Origin of the sequence: Methylocystis sp., assembly GCF_021731785.1 — a bacterium.
GTDB lineage: Bacteria > Pseudomonadota > Alphaproteobacteria > Rhizobiales > Beijerinckiaceae > Methylocystis.
In genome coordinates, this window is record NZ_JAKFWS010000048.1 from 1 (window position 1) to 15,223 (window position 15,223).

15 protein-coding genes are annotated in these 15,223 nt (G+C 63.9%); 8 read left to right on the forward strand and 7 right to left on the reverse strand.

Annotated features, from left to right (window positions below):
* The 3 genes from QZ964_RS09810 to QZ964_RS09820 all read right to left on the reverse strand — a co-directional run.
* Positions 1-703, reverse strand: a 703-nt coding sequence (locus QZ964_RS09810; protein WP_292531316.1) for a TPM domain-containing protein, incomplete at its 3' end; no start/stop codon positions are given.
* A gap of 2 nt (positions 704-705) precedes the next feature.
* Positions 706-1,134, reverse strand: a complete 429-nt coding sequence (locus tag QZ964_RS09815; RefSeq protein ID WP_292531318.1) for a transcriptional repressor — start codon at positions 1,132-1,134, stop codon at positions 706-708.
* Between the two features lie 40 nt (positions 1,135-1,174).
* Positions 1,175-1,660, reverse strand: a complete 486-nt coding sequence (locus tag QZ964_RS09820) for a hypothetical protein (protein ID WP_292531320.1) — start codon at positions 1,658-1,660, stop codon at positions 1,175-1,177.
* Positions 1,661-1,765: 105 nt separating this feature from the next.
* On the opposite strand from QZ964_RS09820, the gene QZ964_RS09825 reads away from it, so the two are divergent.
* The 4 genes from QZ964_RS09825 (at position 1,766) to QZ964_RS09840 (ending at position 7,571) form a co-directional block, all read left to right on the forward strand.
* A complete protein-coding gene (locus tag QZ964_RS09825) occupies positions 1,766-3,004 on the forward strand; it encodes an argininosuccinate synthase (protein ID WP_292531322.1) in 1,239 nt (412 codons plus the stop codon).
* Between the two features lie 239 nt (positions 3,005-3,243).
* The gene (locus tag QZ964_RS09830) at positions 3,244-4,269 is read left to right on the forward strand and encodes a lysine-2,3-aminomutase-like protein (RefSeq protein WP_292531324.1); all 1,026 of its coding nucleotides are present in this window, start codon (positions 3,244-3,246) and stop codon (positions 4,267-4,269) included.
* Between the two features lie 47 nt (positions 4,270-4,316).
* Positions 4,317-7,004, forward strand: a complete 2,688-nt coding sequence (locus QZ964_RS09835; RefSeq protein ID WP_292531326.1) for a DUF3772 domain-containing protein — start codon at positions 4,317-4,319, stop codon at positions 7,002-7,004.
* 42 nt (positions 7,005-7,046) lie between these two features.
* On the forward strand, positions 7,047-7,571 hold the full coding sequence (locus QZ964_RS09840) for a CAP domain-containing protein (protein WP_292531328.1): 525 nt from the start codon (positions 7,047-7,049) through the stop codon (positions 7,569-7,571).
* A gap of 1 nt (position 7,572) precedes the next feature.
* Here the strand turns inward: QZ964_RS09840 and QZ964_RS09845 are convergent, their stop codons facing one another.
* Positions 7,573-7,782, reverse strand: a complete 210-nt coding sequence (locus tag QZ964_RS09845) for a hypothetical protein (protein ID WP_292531330.1) — start codon at positions 7,780-7,782, stop codon at positions 7,573-7,575.
* 139 nt (positions 7,783-7,921) lie between these two features.
* Here QZ964_RS09845 and QZ964_RS09850 point away from each other — a divergent pair, with 139 nt between their 5' ends.
* Positions 7,922-8,989, forward strand: coding sequence for a DUF2336 domain-containing protein (locus QZ964_RS09850; protein WP_292531332.1), 1,068 nt, complete (start codon positions 7,922-7,924; stop codon positions 8,987-8,989).
* Positions 8,990-9,017: 28 nt separating this feature from the next.
* On the opposite strand, the gene QZ964_RS09855 is transcribed toward QZ964_RS09850, so the two are convergent.
* The 3 genes from QZ964_RS09855 to QZ964_RS09865 all read right to left on the reverse strand — a co-directional run bounded on the left by QZ964_RS09855 (position 9,018) and on the right by QZ964_RS09865 (position 11,988).
* Positions 9,018-9,359, reverse strand: coding sequence for a DUF1491 family protein (locus QZ964_RS09855; protein ID WP_292531334.1), 342 nt, complete (start codon positions 9,357-9,359; stop codon positions 9,018-9,020).
* A 48-nt stretch (positions 9,360-9,407) separates the two neighbouring features.
* Entirely contained in the window at positions 9,408-10,022 is a 615-nt protein-coding gene (locus QZ964_RS09860; protein ID WP_292531336.1) for a peptidoglycan-binding protein, read from the reverse strand.
* 121 nt (positions 10,023-10,143) lie between these two features.
* Positions 10,144-11,988: a HAMP domain-containing sensor histidine kinase gene (locus tag QZ964_RS09865; RefSeq protein ID WP_292531338.1), complete on the reverse strand. Its 1,845-nt coding sequence runs from the start codon at positions 11,986-11,988 to the stop codon at positions 10,144-10,146.
* Positions 11,989-12,145: 157 nt separating this feature from the next.
* Between QZ964_RS09865 and QZ964_RS09870 the strand changes: the two genes are divergently transcribed.
* From QZ964_RS09870 to lepA, 3 genes are all read left to right on the forward strand, one after another.
* Positions 12,146-12,490 carry a hypothetical protein gene (locus QZ964_RS09870; protein ID WP_292531340.1) on the forward strand — a complete coding sequence of 115 codons (345 nt, stop codon included), beginning with the start codon at positions 12,146-12,148 and terminating at the stop codon, positions 12,488-12,490.
* A gap of 198 nt (positions 12,491-12,688) precedes the next feature.
* Entirely contained in the window at positions 12,689-13,282 is a 594-nt protein-coding gene (locus tag QZ964_RS09875) for a hypothetical protein (protein ID WP_292531342.1), read from the forward strand.
* 104 nt (positions 13,283-13,386) lie between these two features.
* Positions 13,387-15,192: a translation elongation factor 4 gene (gene lepA / locus QZ964_RS09880; RefSeq protein WP_292531344.1), complete on the forward strand. Its 1,806-nt coding sequence runs from the start codon at positions 13,387-13,389 to the stop codon at positions 15,190-15,192.
* Positions 15,193-15,223: the final 31 nt, after the last annotated feature.

A 15,223-nucleotide genomic window follows, 5' to 3' on the forward strand; every position in this document is an offset into this window, starting at 1 on the left:
AGCCCCCGCCGCCCCAGGAATCGTCTCCCCAGGAGCCGCCGCTCGGGGGCAATATGATCATCGGCCCGCCGCGTCGGTAGCCCCGATAAGCGCCCGCCCGACCGCGCGCGCTGCGCGCCATCCAGACGACGATGAACAGAAACAGCGCAAAAAAGATAAGCGGCGAAAGCTGATCGAAGCTCGTGGAATGGGGCCCCTTTGCACGTTTCGTCCATTCAGCGGAATCGCCGGAGAGCACCTCGATGATCCCCTCGACGCCGCGCTCGACGCCTGCGCCATAGTCGCCCGCTTTGAATCGCGGCGCCACCGCAGCCGCGATAATGATCTTCGACAGCGCGTCGGTGAGCGTTCCCTCCAGGCCGTAGCCGACCTCGATGCGCATCTTGCGTTCGTTCGGCGCAATGAGAAACAGAACGCCATTGTTCTTTTTTGCTTCTCCGAGCTTCCAGGCGCGAAACAGGCCGTTGGCGTAGGATTCGACGTCCAGGCCGTCAAGCGAATTGACCGAGGCGACGACGAGCTGAATGCCGGATTTGTCCTCAAGATTCTCCAGCTTCGTCTCGATCGCGCTTCGGGTCGACGGCGGAATGATATTGGCCTGATCGACGATTCGACCGGTGAGCGGCGGATAGTTCGCCGCCGCGAACGCGACCGAGGCAATGAGAAAGAGGAGCGGCGCGAGCCAGCGCGCTGCGCCGCGCATCGCTATTTGCCGTCGCACCGGGCGCAGCGCCCGGCGATTTCCACGACGCGCGTCCGAGCGCTGAAATTCGCCGCCCCGACGAGCGCCGCAAGTTCGCGGGCGAATCCTGGAGACGTCGCCTCTTTCACCTCGCCGCATTGCTCGCAGATGATGAAAACCACCGGCTCCTCGGCCTCATGCGCATGGCCGCAGACGATATAGGCGTTTTTCGAGGCAAGCCGATGCGCGAGACCATTGTCCATGAGATAGCCGAGCGCGCGATAGACGGAAACCGGCGCGGGGCGCTTGCCTTCTTCGTCGGCCATGAGATCGATCATCTCGTAAGCGCCGACCGGCCGGTTCGCTTCCGTGAGAATGTCGAGCGCCCGGCGGCGCGCCGGCGTCAGGCCGGCGACTTTGGACGGTGCAAGATTCTTCGATCGACTGCTCATTCGTATCAATTTAGTTGGCTCCGACACAAAAAACGAGGCTTTAGCGCTTGGCGCAGGCGGCAGCGAATTTCTTGAATTTCTCCGTCGCGTCGGCGAGGGGCGCCTTTCGCTGAGCCCCGCCGATGGCGATGTCGAGCGTTTCCCCGCTGGTCATCGCGGCGAAGATCGGGTCTTTCGCCGGAAGCGAGCCTTCAAAGCTCGGCACGCCAGCTTCCTCGTTGGGGACGAGCTTGCCGGCGACCTTCGTCGTTTTCTGGCCGACGGAGAGGGCCGCCGTCGCCTTGTCGCCGGCTTTTAGCTTGTCGCTGGTTTCGGCGATCCAGATTTTGACGAGGCCGCTCCCTGGCGCGCAGGTGAAGCTTCCCAGGCTGTCGTCGGTTTCGGGGACGCCATAGCCAAGGTAAATGCTGTCGGCGTCCTTTTCCTCCAGCCCGCCGAGCGTCCAGACGCGCTGGCCGGTTTGCGCGCAGAGATTCGACAGCGCGAGGATGGAAAGGACGCCCGCCAGGGCAAAGGTTCGATGCACGAGTCTCTCCCTGCGTGGACGTGCGGACCGTTGAGCCGCCTTGCGCTGGCGCGCACGGCGCCTATAGTCCCGCGCGCAGTCGCCGCCCGCCGAGCCAGAGCCAAAATGACCCGCCCGAAAAAAGAAATCAAACGCGTCGTCCTCGCCTATTCGGGAGGGCTCGACACCTCCATCATTTTGAAGTGGCTGCAGACGACATATGGCGCGGAAGTGATCACCTTCACCGCTGATCTCGGCCAGGGCGAGGAGCTTGAGCCGGCGCGCGCCAAAGCACTGCTTCTGGGCGTGAAGCCCGAAAACATCTTCATCGAAGATCTGCGCGAGGAATTCGTGCGCGATTACGTCTTCCCGATGTTTCGCGCCAACGCTCAATATGAGGGGCTCTATCTGCTCGGCACTTCGATCGCGCGTCCGCTCATCGCCAAGAAGCAGATCGAGATCGCGCGCCAGACGGGCGCCGACGCCGTCTGCCATGGCGCCACCGGTAAGGGGAACGACCAGGTGCGGTTCGAACTCGGCTATTATGCGCTCGAGCCGGACATAACCGTGATCGCGCCCTGGCGCGAATGGGAGTTCGCCTCGCGCGGCGATCTCATCGCCTTCGCCGAAAAGAATCAGATACCGATCGCCAAGGACAAGCGTGGCGAGGCGCCCTTCTCGACCGACGCCAATCTTCTGCACACGTCATCGGAAGGCAAGGTGCTCGAAGACCCGAACCAGGAGACGCCGGATTACGTCTATTCGCGCACCGGCGATCCCGAAGATGCGCCGGGCGCGCCGCAATATGTCACGATCGACTTCGAGAGAGGCGATCCGGTTGCGGTGGACGGCGTTGGTCTCTCGCCTGCGGCGCTCCTTGCCAAGCTCAACGATCTTGGACGCCTTCACGGAGTCGGTCGACTCGATCTCGTCGAAAACCGTTTCGTCGGCATGAAGTCGCGCGGGATGTATGAGACGCCGGGCGGCGCGATTTTGCTCGTCGCGCATCGCGGCATCGAGAGCCTGACGCTCGATCGCGGCGCCGCGCATCTTAAAGACGAGCTGATGCCGCGCTACGCCGAGCTGATCTATAACGGCCTCTGGTTCGCGCCGGAGCGCGAAATGCTGCAGGCCGCGATCGACAAGAGCCAGGAACATGTGACAGGCCGCGTGCGCATCAAGCTCTATAAAGGATCGGCGACGCTGGTCGGCCGCGAGAGCCCCTGGTCGCTCTACGATCAGGACCTCGTCACTTTCGAAGAAGGCGGAACCTACGACCAACGCGACGCCGGAGGCTTCATCAAGCTCAACGCCCTGCGGCTGCGCACGCTGGCCAAGCGCGCCGCGCGGGGGGCGAAGCAATAACGGACCGCGCGGATGATTTTTTCGCCGAACGCTTGGCGCCTTCCTCTCCCGCGCAGCGGGGGAGGGTAAGGGAGGGGGAATATATTCGAGCCGAGCGCAAACCGCATCGCCCCCTCTTCAACTCTCCCCCGCTTCACGCGCCAGAGAGCGATTGCGGGGCGGAGAAACGCTCGCCGCTGGATCAAGACGCTGCTGCTCTAACTCGCGCGCCGTCGCGCACGCTTACCTCGCTTGCCGATTTGGTTGACGCGCGCCTCATGAACGAGGTCAACGGTCTCGATGCGGTGGCGCTGCGCTACAGCATCGCGGTCACGCCGGAAATCGCGGCGCTGATCGACCGCGACGATCCCAACGACCCGATCGCGCGACAGTTTATCCCTGACCTGCGCGAGGCCGCGACCACGCCGCAGGAGCGCGCCGATCCGATCGGCGACGATGTTCATTCGCCGTCGCCGGGCCTCGTGCATCGCTATCCCGATCGCGTGCTCTTGAAGCTGCTCTCGGTTTGCCCGGTCTATTGCCGCTTCTGTTTTCGCCGCGAAACGGTCGGACGCGGCAAGGGCGATCTGCTGCCCGAGCGTCACGTCGCGGCCGCGCTGGATTATATCGCGGGCCGGCCGCAGATTTTTGAAGTGATCCTGACGGGCGGCGATCCCTTGATGCTGTCCGCGCGCCGGCTGGAAGCCGTGTCGCGCCGGCTTGCCGAAATCCCGCATGTCGCGCTGTTGCGGGTCCATACGCGCGCGCCGACGGCTGCGCCCGATCTTGTCACGCGCGATCGCCTCGCGGCGCTTCGCGAAAGCGGCAAGACGCTTTTCATCGCCTTGCATGTCAATCATTGGCGCGAATTGACCGAGCCGGCCCGCGCGGCGATCGCTCGGCTGCGCCAGTCTGGAGCGATCCTCCTGTCGCAGACCGTGCTGCTCAAAGGCGTCAACGACGACGTCGAGGTCCTGGAGCGCCTGATGCGTGATTTGGCAAGCATGGGGGTCAGGCCCTATTATCTGCATCATCCCGATCTCGCGCCGGGAACTGCGCATTTTCGGCTCAGCCTCGCGGCCGGGCGACGACTTTACGCGGAGCTGACGCGGCGCGTGACCAGCGTCGCGGCGCCGACCTATGTGCTCGACATTCCCGGCGGCTATGGCAAGGCGCGGGTCGCTGCTGGCGGCACCGAGCCGGACGGGCAGGGAGGATGGACCATCGTCGATCGAAACGGCGAGAAACGGCCCTATCACGACGAACTCGAGCCGCCGAAAGATTGATCGTTCATTCTCACGCTCCATCGGCTCGCTCCATTTAGGGAAAACATGTGCGCAAGCTGACTCTCCTGATCGCCATGTTGATTGCGACGCTGGCCGCTCCCCTGGCCGCTCCCCTGGCGCGCGCCGACGAAGCGCCGGACTCGATCGACCAGTTCAACGCTCGTCTCGATCGCGTCCGCGACACGCTCGATGAAGTGCAGAAGACGCTGGAACAGTCCGAGCTGTCCGACGCCGCCTTGCGCAATCTGCGCGCCCGCATCGAACCGCTGCCGCATGAGCTGGACGAGACGATCGAAAAGCTGACGCCGCGTCTGGCGGCCATCGAAGCGAGATTGAAGGAACTCGCGCCCGCTGCCACAAAACCTCAGGAAGCGCCGAAGGAAGCTCCCAAGCCGGCGGAGAAACCGCAGGAGCCCAAGCCGTCGTCTAAGCCTCCCGTCAAGAGCCGCGTCGAGAACGCGCCGCCGGCGCGAGGTCCGCCGGTCGCCGCGCCTGAGGCCGCGCCGAGCGAAGCGGAGCAGCCCGATGCGGCGGCGCGCGTCAGCGCCAACGCTGAGCTTGAAGACCAGCGTCGCCTTTTCGACGCGATCGACGCGACGTTGAAGCGCGCGCGCGCCATGCAGCTCGAAGCGCAACAAGTCGTCGTCGCGATCGTCGCGCGTCAGCGCGGACTCTTCGCGAAGAATCTTTTTCTACGCACCCCGAATTTTTTCTCGCCTGTATTGTGGCGCGCCGCGCTTGAAGAAGCGCCGACAGTCGCCAGCGCATCGGCGAACTTTCTTTCCGACCGAACGTCGAATCTCGTCGATCGCGTCAACAACGGCCAGCGCGCGCAGTTTTTCGCGGTTCTTTTTTTAATCGCGGCGGGCGTCGCGTTGGCGCTGTTCATGGCGCGCCGCATCGTGCGGCGCGTCGACCGCAACGCCACGCCGACGCCTTTGCGCAAGGCGGCGGGCGCCGGATGGTCAGCGCTCGTCGTGGCGGCTGTGCCCGTCGCCGCGATCGTGGCGCTGGGCTTCGCGTTCGATGCTTTCGATCTCATCGACTCGACGCTCGAACCGATTTGGCGGCGCTGTGTCGAAGGCGTAGCGCGCGTCGCCTTCGCCTATGCGATCGCGCGCGCGGTTTTCGCGCCATCGCATCCGAATTGGCGGCTCATCGATCCGGGCGATCGTCTCGCCAGACTCCTTACACAACTCGTCACGCTGGCTGCGCTGACATTTTCCACCGCGCGTCTCCTGGAGCAACTGGAAGAATCGGTGCAGGCTGGGCTTTCTCTCGTCATCGTGACGCGCGGGCTTGGCGTGATGATCGTCGCGGCGCTTATCACTATCGCGCTCTTCAACCTGCCAAGGCGCGTCGAAATCGGAAAGGGCGCGGTCGTTGCGACGGCTGAGGATCGCGACTGGGTGAGCGTCGCGCGTTTCTTCGGCGCCCTCCTCGCGGTCGTGCTCGTCGGCGCATGCGGGGTCGGCTATGTCACCTTCGCCAATTTCGTCATTCTGCAAATCGGCTGGACTGCGGCGGTCCTGGCGATTCTCTACGTCGTTGTGACGCTGCTGCGCGGCGGCGTCGAGGCCGCGTTCGCGCCAACAAGTTTCCTTGGCCGCAATATGATCAGCGGTCTTGGCGTGCGCCGCGAGCAGCTTGCTCCTTTCGCCGTGCTGCTGTCCGGCGTCGCCACGCTTCTCTGTTTTCTGGCGGCGGCGCTGGCGGCGATCGCGCCGCTTGGCTACGAGTCCGGAGATTTCCTCGTCAATATTCGTTCAGCCTTCATTTCCTTCAAGATCGGCGACGTCACCATCTCGCCCTCGAGCGCGATTGTGGCGATGCTGGTCTTCGCCGCGGCGCTTGCCGCGACTCAAGGCCTGCGCCGCTGGCTCGACACGCGTTTTCTGCCGCTGACCCGACTTGATCTGGGGTTGCGCAATTCGATCAGCGCGACGCTCGGCTATATCGGATTCATTTTCGCCGCGGCGCTCGCTCTGTCTTATGTCGGGCTTGGGTTCGAAAAACTCGCGATCGTCGCTGGCGCCCTTTCCGTCGGCATCGGCTTTGGCCTTCAGTCGATCGTCAACAATTTTGTCTCCGGACTGATCCTGCTCTGGGAGCGCGTGATCCGGGTCGGAGACTGGGTCGTCGTCGGCGACGAGCAAGGCTATGTCAAACGGATCAATGTCCGCTCCACGGAGATCGAGACCTTCGATCGCGCGACGATGATCGTGCCGAACTCCAATCTTGTCGCGGGCGTCGTGAAGAATTGGCTGCGCGGCGACAAAGTCGGCCGCATCAAGATCGGCATCACGCCCCATGCCGGCGTCGATCCCGAGAGAATGCGCGACATTCTTCTTGCCGTTGCGCGCGCGCAGGAAGGCGTATTGCGGATTCCCGCCCCTCAGGTCATGTTCCTCGGCATGGAGGCGAACGCCTTCAAATTCGAACTGTGGTGCTATGTCGAAGACGTCGAACAGTCGGCGCGGGTGCGCAGCGATCTGCACTTCGATCTTTACCAGCGCCTCAATGAGGCCGGAATCACGATTGGACCGGCCGCCGCCGCTCCGCCGCCGACGATCGTTCAGATACCGGAACTCGATAAGCTCGCCGCCGCCGCCGCCGCGAGCGCCTTGGCGATCGAGGCTGGTCTGGTGGGCGCCAAGAGCGACGATGAGCCATCCGCAAAGTCCGACGACTCGTTGGAAGAGGCCGCCCGATACGACCGCGCTCAGGCGAAGTAAAATCTCTGGGCGTTCATTGTTTCTCAAAGAATGGGGCGCGAGATGCGCGTGATGTCTCTGTCGCCACGTCCTAGCGTCGCCGTTCTGCTGGCGCTCGCCATGTTCGCGGGCTGCAACGCCGCGCCCGAGCCGGCGAGGCCGGCGGCGGAGTCGGAGCCGCCGATGTATCGCTCTCTGGCGAGGGCCGGCGCGCGCGTTGACCCCGTGGCGGCGCGCGACATGATCTCGCTGTATCGGCGCAATAGCGGGGTCGGCGCTCTGACGCTCGACGAAACTTTGCAACGCGTCGCCGAGGCGCAGGCGCGGGATATGGCGCAAAGCGGCGATCTTGCGGCCCGCGGCGAACTTGGCGACCGTCTCGCCGGCGCAGGCGTTCAGACGCCGGCGGCCGTGGAGAATGTTTCCGCGGGCTATCGCACGCTGGCGGAAGCCTTTTCCGGCTGGCGCGATTCGGCGCCGCATAATGCGCGGATGTTGGATAAGCGCGTAAGGCGCATGGGCATCGCAACGGCCTATGCGCCTAGCGCGAAATATAAGGTCTATTGGGCGCTAGTCCTTGCCGATTGAGTCAGCCGCGGCGCCGGCGCCGGCGCTTGCCGCCGGTCGGCGGCGCGCCGCAGGAGTCGGGTCCGGAAATCTTTTGTTGGTCGGAGAGAGCGTCGCCCATCCGCTCGTAACGCACGCCGAGAAAGAATAGGATCTCGGCGTCGCGCTCCAACGCGTCTTGGCGCATCGGCGCCGCTCTAGTGCGGCGCTGGAAGGCGATGACCTTCCCCATGGCGAACCCTCCGAAGCTCCTTCGGCCGACGATGAATCAGCTGTCCTGACGATTAGGAGTTGGCGAGGGTTAATGTTCCGTCAACGACCGGATGCTAAAATTTCTGCAAGTCGCGTAAGGGTTCGGGCGGTGATGAGTAATGGACGCCGATAAACAGCGTCGGATCGTTGATGCGTCGCTGCTTCGCGCGACCGTTGACCAGTTTGTCGAGCGATCGATGCATCCGGCCGCTGACATCCGGCAATTCGAAAAGCTCGCGCTCGGGCTGATCGACATTATCGACTCTGAAACAGTGGCCCGCGTGGCGCTGCCGCTCTGCTTCCATTCCGAGACGCCTCCCTCAATTTTCGCACGTCTGTTCGAGAAGGGCGGCGCTGCAGCTGCGCTCGCCTTTCAATTCGCGCCTAAGCTTGCGCGTCGCGACATGATGGCCGCCGCCGAGCAGGGGCCCGCGCAATTCGCGGCGGCCATCGCTCGCCGACGGGATCTCGATCGGGAGACGATGCTGGCGCTTGCTACGCGCAGCGAGGGGGAGGTGCTTCGCGCGCTGGCCGGCAATCTGTCCGCACACCTTGATTCGGCGTCAAGGCGCGCGTTGGTCATGGCGGCGCGAGACGACTTGGCGCTCGCGCGAATGCTGCTCAACCGCGACGATCTCGATCTTGATCCGGAACCGCTTTTCCTGGCGGCGAGCCGCCTCGAGCGCATGGCGATCGTGCTCAACGCCGCGCGCGAAATATTGGCGAGCGGCGCGACCGAGGCGCCGCTTCGCGCCGACGTCGACTTCGTTGCGAAAATGGAAGCGGCGGCGCGACGCTTTGATCGCGGCGCTATGGCCGTTCTCCTTTCCGAGGCGCTCGAGTGCCGAAAGGATCGCGCTCGCGCGATTGTCGTCGACCATCTCGGGGAAGCGTTCGCCCTCGCGCTCAATGCGATCGGCGTTCCGCTTGAAGCGGCGACGCGTATCCTGTTTTCCGCTTCTCCGAGCAGCGGACAGAACGCCGACGTCGTGCGCGCCTTGATCGGTTTGATTCGGTCGACGCCGCAGCGCGCAGCGTCGCGGATTGTCGGCGCAGTGACCGGCGCCGCGCGATCGGAGTGCGAGAGTTCTCGCCGCCCGATGCGAGAAGACACCGGTGGGTCGACGTGGCGCCGCACAGCGTCGCAATTGCCGCGGCCGTTGCGCAAACTCGATCAATCCGCTTGACGCTGGACCTCCAAGAGTCTGGAGCGCTCTACGCGGCGAGGTCGACGAACACGCGACCGTCGCGATCCTCGATCTCGACGATCCACAGGTCGGGGTCGAACATGATCTCGCGTTTCAATCGCTGCTCGGCTCCCGCCGGATCAAGCCAGTCGTCTGCATGGACCCGCGCGAACAGCCGGTCGACGCCCATCGGCAGTTCTTCGCTTTGCGGGGCAGGACCATAGACCGCGGCCCGTCCGTCCAGCCGATCGAGCTTTACGAAAATAGCACCCGCTTCGGCGGCGCCGCGCCGGCGCAGCATGGCGACGGCGCCTTGCACCTCAGCCCGGCGGATCAGCGCGGAGACGAATATGTCGGACCTCAATCGCATAAGGCGCAAATTAGCGCTTGAGCGGCGCCATTGTCGAACCCGAACCGTTTAGGGGCGCGCCAACCCTGAAAGCGTCGCAAGCAGCTTGAGAACCTTCGGCGTAATTTTGCCTTTGCCCGGCTGGCCGGCGTCGCGTTCGAACTTCTCCAAGGCGTGACGCGTCGCGTTGTTGAGAACGCCGTCCGCACGCACCACGTAGCCAAGCCTCAAGAGCGCGCGCTGCGCATAAAGGACGTTTTTGTCGACCTGCGCAGTTTTTTCAGGGCTTGCCGCCTTCTCGGTCTTGTCCGCCTTGTCGGCGCTCGCGGTCGGCGGCGCCTTGCTGAGAATCAACAGGCCGATGGCGTCGCGCGTCTTGTCCGTACGCGTCAAATCGGCCTTCGCCGGCTCGGTCTTGCCGGCCTCGAGGGGTTTGGCGTCGAGCTTTTCGAGCTTGCTGGCGATGGCGTCTTTGGGCGTAGGCCGCGCCTGAATGAAGGTCTCCCGCTCGGTTCGCGCAGCTTCGATCGCTGCCGGCCGCGTCGGAGGCGTCGGCGGGACCGTAATGGCATTTGAACGCTGAGCCGAGAAAAGCGGCGCCGGATGTCTTCCATCCTGAAAAAACAGCGCGTTCATCGGAACGCCGATCGCCGCCACCGCGGCGATGCCGAGGATCAGCGTCACGCCGATCCGCCTCGCTCCGAACATGCGTGCGAGGAATGAGCGGCGACCTTTGCGACTTGCGGCGCGCGGCGGCGCGCGGTCGCTGGGCGAAGCCTGAAAGCGTGAGGCGTAGAGCGAAGCGTCAGGCAATTTTCTTCACCGTTGCTGGTTCTGCGACGACGGCGGCCGCCGCAGGCGCGGCGCCGAGACGCGCAATCGCTTCAATTTTTGCCGGACCGCCGGTCGACCCGCGATGTTGGCAGTCGAGCGGCAGCCGCACGGAAACCGTCGTGCCGGCCCGCGGCTCGCTTTCGATGCTGATCGAACCATCGTGCAGACCCACGAGTCCGCGCACCATCGAAAGGCCGAGGCCTGTCCCGTCATGGCGGCGGTTAGATGAGGCGCGCGCCTGAAAGAAGGGATCGCCGAGACGTTCGAGGTCGGATGGGGCGATGCCCATTCCATCGTCGGCGACGGAGATGATCGCCTGGTTTCCTTCGGCCTGAAGCAGCAGCCTCACATTACCGCCGCGCGGCGTGAATTTCACCGCGTTGGACAGCAGGTTGATCATGATCTGCCTGCAGGCGCGCTTGTCGGCGACGATCTCGCCAAGGGTTTCGTCATATTCGCGCGCAAGCGTCACGCCCGATTGACTGGCTTTCAGCTGCATCATGTCGCAGCATTGATTGGCGAGCGCCTGCAGCGCAAACGACTCGGGCTCGATTTCCATGGCCCCGGATTCGAGCTTGGACATGTCCAGGATCGAGTTGACGATCTCGAGCAGATGGCGGCTTGAGTCGCTGATAATCGAGGCATATTCGCGCTGTTTGGAGGGCTCCGGCGGCGCAATCTCGTTGGTCGTCAGCATCTGGGAGAAGCCGATAATGGCGTTGAGCGGCGTGCGCAATTCGTGGCTGACATCGGCGAGCAAGCGCACGTTGCTCGGTCTGGCGCGCTCGGCCGCCGCGCAAGCCGCCGCGAATGCGATGTCGGCTTCTATTCCGGCGTTCGCGTCGCGCAGCGCGCAGAGGACGGCGTTCGGCGCGCCGGTCCCGCCGTCGGATGGGGCGCGACGCATGCGCGCCTCGAAATAGGCGAACACGGGCTCGACAAATCCGCCGGAAGGATTGCTTGCGACTCCAATCTGAACGCGAACGGCTGTGGTCGCCGTCGCCTTGCCGTCAAAGGCGTCGGAGACGAGCTGCAGAAAGGCCGGCCGGTCGGCGACATGAATCCGCTGAAAAAATTCGCGCCCGACCAGATCTCGGCGACTGAGATCGAAGGCGCGATGCCGGCCGCCCACGACCGCTCTGACGAAGCCGGCCCGATCGAGATGCAGCAGGATGTCGCCGACCGCTTCGGTTAGGCGCATGAGATCGAGGTCGTTGCGCGCTTCGGCCCGAGCGCGGGTCTTCTCCACGCGGACGGCGCCGAAGACGAGCGCGGCGACATAAACGAGCAATGTCGCCGCGAGGAAGCCGGTGGCTGCCGCATGTTCCGTCAGCAGTTCGTGGGACGCGTGCAGATTCTGGCCGGCGGTCAGCGCCAGAACGGCGATGGCGACGACTTCGACGACGACCATCGCGCCAATTTCGGGCGTAAGCGCGGACTCAATCAGCGCAACGAGCAGCAGCGCCACCGAAAACGCGTCGTAGCCCGGCATTAGCGCGCGGATGGCCGTCGCCGTCGCAATCCAACCGCCGATGGAGAGGCTCCGGGCGATGCGCAAATCTCCCGTGCGCGACAGAACGATGACGGAGACCAGCGGAATCTGCGCAAGAAGGAAGATTATGGACTCGCTCGCCGTCGGCGCGCCTCGCAGGAGCACAGCCAACAGCGTCGCGAGCAGGATGCAGCCGGCGACGATAAGCCGCGCGACGATGAACGCGCGATGGCGCGCTTCTTCCACAGGTCGTCCGGCCACCCGCTCATGCAACGCGGCGCTCACGCAAGACTCGTAATGGCTGTCGTCGGCGAAGCTACTCAAGACGCACGCTCCTAATCGCCTGAAAGGATAAGGGAGCGTTCTTAAGCAGCTGCTAAGCCGGGGCGAAAACCTCAAGAGTCATCCGGCGACGCGTCGACATGGTTTGCATATTATTGCCGAACCTCGCGAAGCAAAAAAATCCGCCGGGCGTTTACGAATGCTCAACCCAGCGGCGACATCCTTTTCAAGAAAGCCGCTGTCGATCACGGGGACGATTTTGGTTTTTCTCGTCAAATGCGCCATCTGCATTCTCCTCGTTCTCTGCGCGCTGCAGTGGCGCGCCGATCATGCGCCGGCTGCGAAGGACAGCGGGGTCGCGCGCCACCAGAGCCGGCAGAAGGCAGGCGGCCTCGTAGAGGACGCCATCGAGCAATTCTCTTCGCTCATTCATGCTGGCGGCGATGCGCTCGCCGGCGCCGCGCGCGACAAATGTTCGTCGGCGCCGCGCGACTGCCTGTCGGCTGCACAGCGACTGCAATCTGTGGCAGGCCGCGGGCATTGAATCAGGCAAATCCACGGCACCGCCGTGTGCAATAGCCGGCGCCGCTGCGGCCGATTTTGCCGAATCGGCTTTTTGACACTAAACATGGTCGCGCTTGGCGCGCGATTTTGAGGCCGAACCGCCACCGAGGCCATTTCCGTTGTGCTCGCGCGCGACCTGGTCGCCGTTTCGAGCCATCTCTCTCCAAAGGAGGCGGCCATGTCCGAAGAAACTCCGTCACAACCTGACGATACGGTGTCCCGCGCCGCATTGAACAATCTGCAGGAACAATTGAAAGCGACGCGCATGGAGCGCGACCGGCAGATTTTCGAAAAATCCGAGATCGTCGCCAAGGCCAACGCCTACGCCAAGGAGCGCGACGACCTCCGTGACAGCCTTGCGGCGATGACCGCCGAGCGCGACCGCCTCGCCGCAGAGAAGGCGGAGGCTTCGGCGCGCGCGACGCAGGCGTCGACGCAGTTCGAAGCCGCCAGTCGTCGCGCCGACGAAGCAGCGGCGGAGGTCGTGCGGTTGCGTCAGGCGATCGCGACGGCGCCGTCGTCCGATCCCGCCGTGGTGCTGTGGAATCTGATCGAGGAGAAGACCAAGCAGGGCGTCGGCTGGGTGAGGGGTAAAATTCCGGCGGACAGCCCGGCTTTGCCTTGGTTCGACAAGACGGTCGACGTCGTAACCCAAATCGGCTGCATCGCCGTGAAGGCGGCGGACGCCTTCATCCGCTGGGCAGTGCCCAAAGCCATCGAGCTTTTTAACAAGGGCAAGGCAGAGCTCGAGGCGCGGATGGAGAAGAAATAAGCCCTTCTTTCGGGCGCTTCGAGTCTTGCTGCGGGCGCGGAGCTGGCGCTGGCGTCGCCCGGCGCGCCCTTTCCTTCCTGGTCGGGCGCTGCTATCCCGCGCCCATGACCGCCCACAAAATCGAAAACATCCGCAATTTCTCGATTGTCGCGCATATCGACCACGGCAAATCGACCCTGGCCGACAGGCTCATTCAGGAGACGGGAACGCTCGCGGCGCGCGATATGGTCGAGCAGGTGCTCGACTCGATGGACATTGAGCGCGAGCGCGGCATCACCATCAAAGCGCAGACCGTGCGCCTCAACTACAAGGCGAAGGACGGCAAGGACTATGTCCTCAATCTGATGGACACGCCCGGCCACGTCGATTTCGCCTATGAGGTGTCCCGCTCGCTCAAGGCCTGCGAAGGCTCGCTGCTCGTCGTCGACGCTTCGCAGGGCGTCGAGGCGCAGACGCTCGCCAATGTCTATCAGGCGATCGACGCCGGCCATGAGATCGTTCCCGTCCTCAACAAGATCGACCTTCCGGCCGCCGAGCCCGACCGCATCAAGGAGCAGATCGAGGAGGTGATCGGCCTCGACGCTTCAGAGGCCGTGCTCATCTCCGCCAAGACGGGGATCGGCATCCCCGACGTGCTCGAGGCGATCGTTAACCGCCTGCCGCCGCCTTCCGGCGACGCAAAGGCGCCGTTGAAGGCGCTGCTCGTCGACAGCTGGTACGACGCCTATCTCGGCGTCGTCGTGCTGGTGCGCGTCTTCGACGGAACCCTGAAGAAGGGCCAGAAGATCAAGATGATGGCGGCGGACGCCCACTACGAAGTCGACAAGATCGGGGTCTTTCGTCCCAAGATGCAGGATGTCGCCTCGCTCGGACCCGGCGAAGTCGGCTTTATCACCGCGCAGATCAAGCAGGTCGCGGATACGCGGGTCGGCGACACGATCACCGACGACAAGAAGCCGACCGCCGAGGCGCTGCCGGGCTTCAAGCCGGCGCAGCCTGTCGTGTTTTGCGGGCTCTTTCCGGTCGACGCCGCCGATTTCGAGGATTTGCGCGCGGCGATCGGCAAGTTGCGTTTGAACGACGCGAGCTTCTCCTATGAGATGGAGACGTCGGCCGCGCTTGGCTTTGGCTTCCGCTGCGGCTTTCTCGGCCTGTTGCATTTGGAGATCATTCAGGAGCGGCTGCAGCGCGAATTCGATCTCGATCTGATCGCGACGGCGCCGTCGGTCATCTACAAGATTACGCTCACCAACGGCGATGAGATTGAGCTGCATAATCCCGCCGACATGCCGGACGTGGTGAAGATCGACGAGATCAAGGAGCCCTGGATCCGGGCGACGATCCTGACGCCCGACGACTATCTCGGCTCGGTCTTAAAGCTCTGTCAGGACCGGCGCGGCGTGCAGGTTGATCTCAACTACGTCGGCAAGCGCGCCATGGCGGTCTACGACCTGCCCCTCAACGAGGTCGTGTTCGATTTCTATGACCGGCTGAAATCGATCTCGAAGGGTTATGCGTCTTTCGATTATCAGATCACAGACTATCGTGTCGGCGATCTCGTCAAGATGAGCATTCTCGTCAACGCCGAGCCGGTCGACGCGCTCTCCATGCTCGTGCATCGCACGCGCGCCGACGGACGTGGCCGGCAGATGTGCGAGAAATTAAAGGAGCTGATTCCGCCGCATATGTTCCAGGTGCCGATCCAGGCGGCGATCGGCGGCAAGATCATCGCCCGCGAGACGGTGCGCGCCTTCCGCAAGGACGTCACCGCGAAATGCTACGGCGGCGACGTGACACGTAAGCGAAAGCTTTTGGAGAAGCAGAAAGAGGGCAAGAAGAAGATGCGCCAGTTCGGCCGCGTCGAAATTCCCCAGGAGGCGTTTATTGCGGCGCTGAAGATGGAGGAGTAGGGGGCTTCTCCCGCGTCATGCCGGCGCTTGT